Source organism: Sinomicrobium pectinilyticum (genome assembly GCF_003725735.1).
In the GTDB taxonomy this organism is placed as follows: Bacteria; Bacteroidota; Bacteroidia; order Flavobacteriales; family Flavobacteriaceae; genus Sinomicrobium; species Sinomicrobium pectinilyticum.
Genome location: NZ_RJTM01000074.1, coordinates 26,136 through 37,023 on the forward strand (window position 1 = coordinate 26,136; position 10,888 = coordinate 37,023).

Consider the following 10,888-nt stretch of genomic DNA (forward strand, 5'->3'; position numbering starts at 1 on the left):
CTGTCGGTGTTTTAGTTAGTTTTATCGGTTTTAGTTCATTTGAAGTAATCCAATATCTCTTTTATCCGTCGCCGCATTTTTAAGCGGAGACTTTTCCTCCGGCTTAAAGGCCCTGGTGTCGGTCCACATGGGATTGGTCCTGAGAATATTGGCGGAAATGGCTCCCCCGGAAAGTTTAAGCTCCCCGGAATTGTAAATAACCGTATTGACCATACTGTTTTTACTTCCCTGTAAAACCACGGCCTGTTTTGCTTCCGGGCTTCCGGCAAATACGGAATTGGATATGGTTACATACACGATGCCCCTGGTTCGCAGTATCCTTCCTTTTTCATTATTATCCACATTATAGAACACGGAATGATCTATATGCAACTGCCCTCCTACGGTAGATTCGTCATTTCCGCCCCGGTAATAATAAAGGGCAAACTGTCCCAGGTCTTTAAACAGGGTATTTTGTATATCTATAACTTCAGCATTGTATTTTCCTTTATCCTCTTTTTCATAACTCAGGTTCAGGCCCCTGTGGCTGTCCTCTATCCGGCTGTTTGTTATACGGATGGTATCTGCAAAAGTGCCTTTATATGCCTTGAATACCGCCCCGGTTTCCTGTGTAAAACCGTGAAGGTAAACATCGTTAAGTTTCAGCCGGTATGCTTCGGAACTGGGTTCCACAGGTGAAATGATCCCGTATTTCACGGGGTTCTCCCTGCCGGCGTCTATCTCCACACCATCCAGGGTCAGGGATTTTCCTTGTTGTACCCGGAAGAAGTAATTGGGGACATCCCCGTCTTTGCTGATCCGGATCGCGGTTTTGGCACTTCCTTTTCCCCTTATAATAAGTTTGCTAGTAACAGGCATGCCTTTATCTATTTCGTAGATACCTTCGGACAGTTGCAATACCGTGTGATCCGTAGCCTTTTTTACCGCTTTCTCCAGGGTATTCCTTCCCGGGGCAACTTCAATAACTTTATATTCCCCGGGCACTTCGGATGCTGTTTTTACAGAAGGTTTTTCCACGGGCCAATCCACTCCCGGTTTTATGCGCAATGCCACCGGAACTCTCTCGTTTCCCGGAATTACCGCTCCTGCCCTTATCCTCGTCCTCACGGTCCCCGTAAGATCAGTTCGTACGGGCCTTACGGAGGGTGCTGCTTCCAGTAGAGAATCGCTCAGCGGAATGGGATATGTCTCCAGGTTTTTCCATTGTAATTGTATGCGTTCTACTCCTTTTACCTTAGTGGTCACCGGACCCTGAACTTTGTTTCCGGAAAATTCAATCCCTGATATGTCATCGAGAATGCGAAATATCTCCCCTTGTTTTTCGGTGTAGAACAGGTTATTGGCAAAGACGGTGTTTACCGGGGTAGCCGTACGTTCTTCATCGCTTCCCGCACATAATTCCAGGGGGGCACAATTAATAAAAGTATTGTTCTGTATTACGGCATCCTTTACCTGGTTATAGCGGTTCAACGGGCCATCGGGCACCCCGTTCATAATCACCAGGGGCGAGCGAAAGCCGTCTCCGGTCAGTTCCATCATCAGGTTATTCTGTACTATATGTCCTTCATTGATAACACGGACCCCACCGGTATGGGGTTTATTGTTCCCGAAAAAGATATTTCCTTCCACAAGACAGCGGTTGCCGTGCCGCAAGACAAGTCCGCCTTCACTTTCTATAAAAAGATTATTCCGGTAAATATTATCGCAGGACTTACTGGAAATGATCTCCACTTCCCCGTTGCAACGTTCGAAGAGGTTTTCTTCCACTACGGTCCCGGAAGATTCCAGGGAGGTATGGCTGGTCCCTATCCGAATGGTTTCCCCCCCGTTAGATCCCAGGGGCGGGCGATGGCCGAAGAGGTTATTATCTATCCGGTGATGGTTTTCCAGGTTAATCCTGTTATCCTTCAGTCCCACGATAAGTACCGGGCCCTGGTTTGTTTTTCCCTGAAACGTACAGTGGTCCACCCGGTTATGCTGCCCCCAGAGCTCCACCCATTGATATTGCAACGAACGATCGTCGGGATTATAGCCGGTCACGGCACAATTGGTTACCCTGGAATAAAAAGCAGTCTCTTCTTTGTTCTTCCGGAACGATATGACCGGTTTTCCCATAGTATTTCCGTCCCTGAACCACAACCCATGGACCACAAGGTATTTACCGGACATCATAAGTCTCGACTTTCCGTTCAGGACAACTTTCCCCGGGGTTTCCGCTTTCAGTACGATCTGTTTTCCGGGTTCTCCCCCGGCAAAAAAACGGATCTCGGTATTGGTCCACGTTTTGTTCACCATGACAATGGTATCTCCGGGAACGGCTTGTTTTATCACCTCGTTGAGTTCTTCTTCCGTGCTAACTCTGATGCCGGTTGCGTGCAGACACTGAAAAGCCAGTATACAAAGCAGACATGTATATACATTCTTCATATCAGTATCCGATATTTTGGGCTATGGCCGGGTTCAGGTCTATTTCATATTGCGGTATGGGCAACAGCAACTGGTATTCTTCTATGGGATTGGTGTTGAACTGCGGCCTGTCCGGATCGTTATACTGGTCTTCCGTGGCAAAATGGGTGTTCATTACCGTAATGGCCCTTCCCGTACGTACCAGGTCAAACCACCTCTGGTTCTCGAAGGCGAATTCCAGTTTCCTCTCTTTTTCGAGGGCGAGTTTGAAATCAAAATAACTTCCCACTTCCGAATTGTCGTAAGCCGTCAGTCCGGCACGTTCATGTACCTTGTTGAGCAGATCAATGGCTTCGGATGTAGGCCCGTTTACTTCATTTATGGCTTCGGCAAGCAAAAGCATGGCATCGGTAAAGCGAATTACCGGCCAGTCATTCCCGGCATCGTCTACCGTAGCGAAATCGGAATTGTATTTGATAATGTGTTTGCTCTCGTTTACTATGCCGTTATAACCTATCCATGTATCCGCCATAGAAGCTGCTTTTCGCTCATCACCGGCTTCGTAGGTCTGTGACAGACTTGTGGAAGGTACATTGAGCTCATCACCGTTTCCTCTCACCACAAAATCATCGCTTTGCATAGGGGCAAAATAATTGGCAAAGGGCGCTCCCAGGCCAACACTTCCGGTCTGGTACCTTACGGCATAGAGGATTTCGCTGTTGTATTCGTTGGATATGTCAAAAACACCGGCATAATCGTCGAGATAAGCAAAAGGGCTGTTATGCACCACGTCGGACAGTTCTGTCACCGCCCTGTTTATATTTTCCGTACCTCCGCGGGTGAGCAGGGCTTTACCGAGTTCGGTTTTCGCTGCCCACCTGGTCAGTCTTCCCAGCTCAGAACCATCGGCCGTACCGGGCAGGTTTTCGGCTGCAAATTCCAGGTCTTCCAAAAGGAAATCATATACTTCCTCCGTGGTACTCCTGTCCATCGTTTTGGCTTCCGCCCCGGAAATGGGGCGGTCTACGAGAAAAACCCCTCCCCAGAGACGAACCAGGTTAAAATACATATGTGCACGGAAAAAACGGGCTTCCCCTTCATATCGGCCGGCGAGTTCGGGATCTTCTACCACATCGATCTGGTTGATCACGTTATTTGCCAGCGAAATGACACGATAGCACGCCCTCCAGTAATCTTCTACGTGAATATTCTGGGAGGTCAGTACAAAACGATCGACCTGGCGGAAAGGTACATTGGCAGTTTCACTGTTCCTCGGGCTCATATAGGTATTGTCCGAACGGAGTTCCGTAAGTATCCACTCCTTGTCCAGGACATCGTACATGCCGTTGTATATCCCCACTACGGCCAGATTGATATCTTCGGCATTGTTGTAAAATTCATCGGCACTTATTTCGGAGATCGGTTGCAGGTTCAGTTCTTTATCACAGGAAACAAACCAGAAAGCCACGGACAGACTTATAAGGCTCAGTACTTTTGTATATATGCTGTTTCTTTTCATGTCCCTTTATTTTAAAAATTAATATCCAGTCCCAGGGTTATTTGTCTCTGTATGGGATATGCTCCGCGCTGATACCCTGAAATAAGCGGTGAATTGTAGACTCCGCCAGTGGAAATGGCCTCGGGATTGATACCGAAGAAATCATCGGCCATGAGGTACAGTAAGTTTTGTCCGGAGACAAAAAACCTCACTTTATCCAGCCGGATCTTGTTTACTACCGATTGCGGCAGGGAATATCCCAATACCACTTCCCTGAGCGAGATATATGAGGCATCCTGGATGAGATAATCGGTGAGTATCCAGTCCCTTCCGAGTTTTTCCCTGGGCTTGGTAGCCGCAAAATTTTCGTTAAACCATCGCCCTTCCACAAAATTTTTGTGCAGGTACCTGGGTTCGGTATAATACCCGTCTCCATAAAATACTTCGGCACCGTGCGACCCCTGCAAAAGAAAATACAGGTCGAATCCTTTGAATGTAAAGGTGTTACTGAAACCCCAGGTGAAGTCCGGAAAGGGGCTTCCGAGTGTTGTACGGTCATCTGCCGTGATCACCCCGTCCCCGTTCATATCCGCTACCCGGATACCTCCCACGGCATCTTCGGACGAACTGGGCAGCGAATTCAGTTCTTCGGCATTCTGCCATATACCTACCATCTTATACCCATAGAACTGTATGGCCTCTTCTCCTACACGGGAAATGTACTGCTCATTCCGTTCTCCCTGGTTGATGAACTGTTCTTCTCCCCCGAGGGAGATCAACTTGTTCTTATTCGTGGAAAAATTAATGTTACCGTTCCAGGAAAAATTATCGGACGACAGGTTGGCGGATAAAGCGAATTCCAGTCCCTGGTTCTGTATTTTCCCCACATTATTCCAGTAATTGTCACGTCCCGTGGTAAAGGAAACATTTTGTTGCAGCAAAAGTTTGTCTGTTATGGAATAATAGTAATCTCCGGTAAGAGACAATTTATTTTTAAAGAAACTGATATCCAGCCCGGTATCGTACTGATAGGTCTGTTCCCAGCTTATGGCACGGTTCCCCAGTGTAGGATAGGTTTCTCCCAGGCCGGAGGTGACTGATCCGCTACCTGTTCCGAAAGAGTAATTGGCGGGATACAGAAGATTGGCAAAAGCGTAATTCTCTATATTGTTATTCCCCGTCATACCAAAACTGGATCTCACTTTAAATTCATTGATAAAGGGGATCTTTTCCTTCCAGAAATTTTCCTTGTGTATATTCCATCCTACGGAAGCGGAGGGAAAAAATCCGTATTTGTTTTCCGGCCCGAAGAGTGACGAACCGTCGTAACGCGCGGCAACGGAAGCCAGGTATTTTCCCTTGTACTCGTAGTTGATCCTGGCCAGGAAAGATACCAGGGAGATCTCTTCCTTACTGGTATACGTGTCATTGGCATCGATGACGGTAGCAGCATTGATTGTTTCTATAAGGTCGGTGGGAAATTGTGTACCGCTTATCCCGCTTCTTTTAATTCCCGTGTATTCATAGGTTGTTCCCACCAGTCCGTCCAATCTGTGATTTCCCAGTTTTTTCCTGTAGTTCAGGGTATGTTCGGTAATGACCCGGTTGCGCATATAGGTGGTGTTGATCCCGAGGGACTGTCCCGTTCTGTCTGCTATGGATTTGCGAAACCGTTCGTAATCACGGTACTGAAAATACATCCCTACGGAGCCGCGGTACCTGAGATCGTCAGTAATATCCCAGTTCGTAAATCCATCGGCGACCATCCGGTAATCGTATTGCATCCGCTCTTCGTTTTCCATGCGTGCAATAGGGTTATTATTACTGGACCCCCAGAGCGACGGCACGGTAAAGGTCCTTTCCTCCCCGTTTTCATCGGTATAGGTGTAGGTGGTATTATTAAAATGGCGCGGATGTGCGTAGGAACCCAGTCGCTGCCCGGTAAGTCGGGAAGTAAATTCGTTGTGTTTTACGGGGCCCCACTGCAGAGCCCGGGAAAAATCCGAAAAAGGAACGGTAGACCGTCTCATCCTGGAATACGAAGGCCGGAAGTTAAAACCTATCTCCAGGTTTTCAGAGAGCTTGGTACTCAATCTCCCCTGCAGGTTCAGCCTGTTGTTAAAGTTGTCCTTCAGCAGCCCCTCATCTTCGATCCACTGAGAAGAGATATAATAACGGGTGTTACTGTTTCCCCCGGATACATCGAACTGATAATTCTTTATATGGGCCACTCCCCTTTGGGATTCGTCCGCCCAGTCCGTCCCCCCGGTCTTGTCGGCAATGATCCTTTGTGCCATTTCCCGGTCGGAATGCCTTAGTACCGTTGGTGCCGTGCCGTTTTGCATGGCCGTGTAATCTTCGATCATCTGCCGCTCCCTGAGCAGCATATCCGTATATTCATAAGCATCCAGAACGTCTATCTGCTCGTAGGCTTTTTTAAACCCGGTAAAGGTTTTGAAAACATATTTTGGCTGTAAGCTCCCGTTTTTGGTGGTGATAAGAATGACCCCGTTTGCTCCCCTGGAACCGTACAAAGCGGTAGAGCTGGCATCTTTTAATACTTCAACGGATTTAATGCTGCTCGGGTTTATAAACTCCAGGGCGTCCGCAATGGGAAAACCGTCCACAACGATCAGCGGAGAGGTATTGGCACTGATGGAGCTGAGGCCCCGAATATTAATCTGTGGTGCGGTACCTACTTCGGACGATACGTTCTGGATCTGTACCCCCGCTATTTTTCCCTGTAAGGACTGGTCTACCCTGCTGTAAGGCAACTCGTCTAGGTTTTTATTTTCCAGGCTGGCCACGGCGCCGGTCAAACTCGATTTCTTTTGCGTTCCGTAGGCGATCACCACCACCTCATCCAGTTGCTCCGTGTCCTCTTCCAGGGTAACGGTAATATTGTTCTGGCTGGTGACGATAATATTTTCGGTAACATATCCTATATAAGAAATGCTGACTACATCGTTTTCGGAGACCGGGAGAGAAAAATTACCGTCGAAGTCGGAAGTTGTACCTCTTGACGCATTGACCACAACAATATTGGCCCCGATAACCGGTAACCCGTCTGTCGCGGAGATAACTTTTCCGGTAAGCGTAAAGGAATCCTGGGCATGTACGGACACAATACTCAGAAAAAAGAAGAGTACATAAAATCTGGTTTTCATAATCTGGTTAGTTTTGAATAGTTTCGGTTTGCCGCATACCAAGCACCCCCACTATCGCAAAACATGGAATTATGAAACAGATAATTTTGTTAAAATAATCTTTTCCTTAATTTTGCAGATAATAGTAGTACTTAATATCAGCACTATTATTATTCTTCTGACACAAGAAGTTTTATCTAAAAAGGGTGAGTAGGCGGCTCATCCTTTTTAATTTCGTACTTAATATTACTTAGCTGTAGCAATAGTTCTTCAGATCGGTGAAGTGCGTATCAATGGCCTCCTCCGCTTTTTCGGGATCCTTTTCTTTAATGGCGTTGAAAATATCCTCGTGTTCTTTTATCAGTTTTTTTGCTTCTACATGACTACATATTTTGTTACTCATAAAATAGGTGATTATCTCCGGGACGATGATCAGTACCAGGGAGTGCATCACACTGTTATTACCGGCTTCCACGAGTTTGAGGTGAAACATCATATCTTCTTCCACGGCACTTTCACCGGTGAGAAGCTTGCTTTCAAAAGCTTTTAAAGCTTCTTCGATATGTTGCAGATCCTCTTCGCTCCTTCGCTGTGCTGCCAGCCATACCGCATTTTTTTCGAGCATTATCCTCGTTTCCACCAATGACTTGAAATCCGGTCTCTGCAGCTTCAGAATATCCCGCATCATTCCGTTTAATGCCGTAACCCCCAGGTTGGATACCACAGTTCCGCTTTTGGGCAGGGTCTTCAGTAACCCGTAAAATTCCAGCTTCTGTATGGCCGACCTTACCTGGCTACGGCTAACATTAAATTTTTCTGACAACTTACGCTCCGAAGGCAAACGATCCCCGGACTCCAGTTGCCGGGAAGTAATGAGGTCTTTTATCTTATTGATAATAAGTTCCTCATCTGTTTGGAATTCTTCCTGTGTCTCTGTTAAATATTCCTTTTTTAAATCCAGCATATTCGATTAAGTAATGTGGTTTACCAGATTGGTTAACCAGATTGGTTGACCAAAAGTAATAATTATTTTTAAACTTGCAAGAATAAAAGATTAAAATTTTAAATATTTCATAATTATCATGTTACATAACTACGGAATAAGCATTTACAGGAACTTATAATTATTGCTTATCGAACAAAAACGAATATATGGTTAGCTTCTACTGCGGAGTTTTTGCGGAAAAACAGTGTGTAGTGATAAAAAAGGAAAAACGGCAGGCTTATAATTTCATCCCTCTTAGTTTCTATAACTACAAAATGAGTTCCGATAGGTCCCCGATTTGTTACCCCCAGCCCTAAAGGCCAATGTCATTTAGTTAAGTAAATTTGTTCATTTTTTTTGCCTTTTTAGGGCTCCCCTCTTGTGATGAAGAGGGGTGGACCGCTTTGCGGGACGGGGAGTTTTGACAAGCGCAGGCCTTGGCATACATACACAAGTGTTTACGGTTATACCAATGGTCCGGGATTTCAAACCCTCCCCCCTTCGCTATGCTCGGGTACCTCCCTTCTCCCGATAATCATCGGGATGAAGGGAGGAGCCTTTTGTTTTTTTCTAAACATACTTCTTTTTCAGTCTATTATAACACTAACTAAATGACATTGCCCTAAAGGGAGCAAATCGAGGAAAATCAGGCTCCCTTTAGGTTCTGCATTGAGCCAGTTGAAATGGCTGGGGTAAACTGATTCTCCGAGAAACCCGGTAAAAACAATTTTTATCATATACGTTAATAAAGACTTCAATAATAAAAGGAGGAAAAAAACAGAACACTTCCGTTTTCTCCCTCCTTTTACTGTTGTTGTACTTAAAGACCTGCAGAAACAGGTCTGATATCTAAATCATTTCAGCATATTAATAACTTCCTGGTTTACGTTCCGGATTCTTTTAACATCCATTTTGTCTTCTTTCCGGTCGTATGTCATCAATCCGTTCACTTCTCCCTCTACATCAGTGGTCTGGGTGTATACTGCCCCGGAAAACCCGGCCGGGATAAGCTTTTTTAGTTTTTCGGCATATTTTACGTATTCATCCGTAACTTCTTTGGAATTTTTGAACTGTACATATCCCCAGTTGTTGCCGGTATCCCAGAGGTGTCCTTTTAATGGCAATCCTATACCACCGTATTCTCCCAGTACGGTTACCCTGTTGGCATCGTAAAGGAACAGGTCCGGTTGCGGGTAGTTGTGCAGGTCGAGGATATCTCCTGTCCGGAAGTGGTTTCCGCCACTTGCGGAATTCACTAACCTGCTCGGATCATAGCTCTTGGTCCACTCCGTAATCTCCTCCGTCTTAAACTGTCCCCATGCCTCATTAAACGGCACCCACACTACAATACTCGGGTAAGAATAGAGATAATCCATAATCCCCTTCCATTCCTTGCGGTATATCTGCTCGGACTTTGCCGTCCTCCGGTATTCGTTACCTTCGTAATAATTTCGCATCTGCCAGTCTTTCTGCCTGTCGCCGTTGGGCATATCCTGCCATACGAGTATTCCCAGTTCATCGCAATGCGTATACCAACGTGCAGGTTCTACCTTTACATGCTTACGGATCATATTATAGCCCATTTCCTTTGTCCTGACAATATCGTATTTCAGGGCTTCGTCAGTCGGTGCGGTATACAGCCCGTCAGGCCACCATCCCTGGTCCAACGGGCCGAAATGGAAGTAATCCTTGTTGTTCAACTGCATGCGAACCACCCCGTTCTCGTCCCGTTTCGTAGCGATCTTACGCATGGCAAAATAACTTTTAAACTCATCGGTCACATCTTTGTTCCCGCCGATCAGCTTCACTGTGGTCCTGTACAAAAACGGGGATTCCGGCGACCATAACCTGGGATTATCTATTGTAATTTCGAATTCTTCATTGGCTACGGCCTTTACGCTGGCTATTTCCGTCGTACCGTCCGATACCGTCACTTCAATAAGGTCCCCGTATTCGGCATTGGCAACATCTGCGGTGAACTTTACGGCATTTCGGTCTATATCAGGAATAACCCTCAGGTCTTTTACATGCTTTTCCGCCACGGGTTCCAGCCAAACGGTCTGCCAGATCCCGGTTACGGGGGTGTACCAGATGCCTTCCGGTTTTTTCACCTGTTTTCCCCTGGGCTGTGTTCCCTCATCAGAAGGGTCCCAAACCCGCACGGTCAGTTCCTGGTCACCGCTTTCTTTCAGGAAAGGTGTTATATCTATCGAAAAAGGTTCGAAACCACCGGTATGCGTAGCTATCTTAATATCGTTAAGCCATATATCTGCCTGCCAGTCTACCGCCCCGAAATTCAGCCGGACCTTCTTTCCGTTCCATGCAGCCGGTACACTGAAATTCCTGTTGTACCAAAGCACATTGGCAGCCCCTACTTCCTTCATCACCCCGGACAGGCTGGATTCCACGGCAAAAGGAACCAGTATTTTCCCCTGGTGCTCTTCAGGACGTGCTTTCTCCCGCGGCGTTATGCTGTAACTCCAAAGCCCGTTAAGGTTTTGCCATTCATTACGTTCCATTATAGGTCTCGGATACTCGCTGAGTACATTCTCCGGATCTATGTTTTCCGCCCATTCCGTTTTTATTTTGTTTCCGGCAGGCTTCCATTGGGCATACGATAAATGACATACTACCAATAAAGACAGTACCAGTACATTTCGCATACTTCTTTTGTTTTGCATGGTTATAATTGTGTTTAAAGTTAAATAATTTTAAATGTTGACGGAAAAGGAAAAATCAAAGCCTTATGCTATCGGCCGTAATTATGAATATGTTAATAGGGCCTGATATACAATCAACTACCTCGGGGCAATCCCGATAATTATCGGGACACGAGGTATTCAAACGAGCCAA

At 46.2% G+C, this 10,888-nt stretch carries 5 protein-coding genes; all 5 read right to left on the reverse strand.

Annotated features, from left to right (window positions below; translation table 11 throughout):
* Positions 1 to 30: 30 nt before the first annotated feature.
* The 5 genes from ED312_RS10975 to ED312_RS10995 all read right to left on the reverse strand — a co-directional run bounded on the left by ED312_RS10975 (position 31) and on the right by ED312_RS10995 (position 10,716).
* Entirely contained in the window at positions 31 to 2,427 is a 2,397-nt protein-coding gene (locus ED312_RS10975; protein WP_123216064.1) for a chondroitinase-B domain-containing protein, read from the reverse strand.
* 1 nt (position 2,428) lies between these two features.
* Positions 2,429 to 3,925 (reverse strand): RagB/SusD family nutrient uptake outer membrane protein, encoded by a 1,497-nt coding sequence (locus ED312_RS10980; RefSeq protein ID WP_123216065.1) that lies wholly within the window; start codon positions 3,923 to 3,925, stop codon positions 2,429 to 2,431.
* An 11-nt stretch (positions 3,926 to 3,936) separates the two neighbouring features.
* Positions 3,937 to 7,071 (reverse strand): SusC/RagA family TonB-linked outer membrane protein, encoded by a 3,135-nt coding sequence (locus ED312_RS10985; RefSeq protein WP_123216066.1) that lies wholly within the window; start codon positions 7,069 to 7,071, stop codon positions 3,937 to 3,939.
* Between the two features lie 229 nt (positions 7,072 to 7,300).
* Complete coding sequence (locus ED312_RS10990; protein WP_123216067.1) at positions 7,301 to 8,014, reverse strand: FadR/GntR family transcriptional regulator; 714 nt, start codon at positions 8,012 to 8,014, stop codon at positions 7,301 to 7,303.
* A gap of 875 nt (positions 8,015 to 8,889) precedes the next feature.
* On the reverse strand, positions 8,890 to 10,716 hold the full coding sequence (locus ED312_RS10995) for a glycoside hydrolase family 2 protein (RefSeq protein ID WP_206363249.1): 1,827 nt from the start codon (positions 10,714 to 10,716) through the stop codon (positions 8,890 to 8,892).
* Positions 10,717 to 10,888 lie beyond the last annotated feature (172 nt).

What these genes read in the sequence shown, in the direction of transcription:
- ED312_RS10975 (WP_123216064.1), bottom strand. Translation starts at nt 2,427, where the DNA reads ATGAAGAATGTATATACATGTCTGCTTTGTATACTGGCTTTTCAGTGT.
- ED312_RS10980 (WP_123216065.1), bottom strand. Translation starts at nt 3,925, where the DNA reads ATGAAAAGAAACAGCATATATACAAAAGTACTGAGCCTTATAAGTCTG.
- ED312_RS10985 (WP_123216066.1), bottom strand. Translation starts at nt 7,071, where the DNA reads ATGAAAACCAGATTTTATGTACTCTTCTTTTTTCTGAGTATTGTGTCC.
- ED312_RS10990 (WP_123216067.1), bottom strand. Translation starts at nt 8,014, where the DNA reads ATGCTGGATTTAAAAAAGGAATATTTAACAGAGACACAGGAAGAATTC.
- ED312_RS10995 (WP_206363249.1), bottom strand. Translation starts at nt 10,716, where the DNA reads ATGCAAAACAAAAGAAGTATGCGAAATGTACTGGTACTGTCTTTATTG.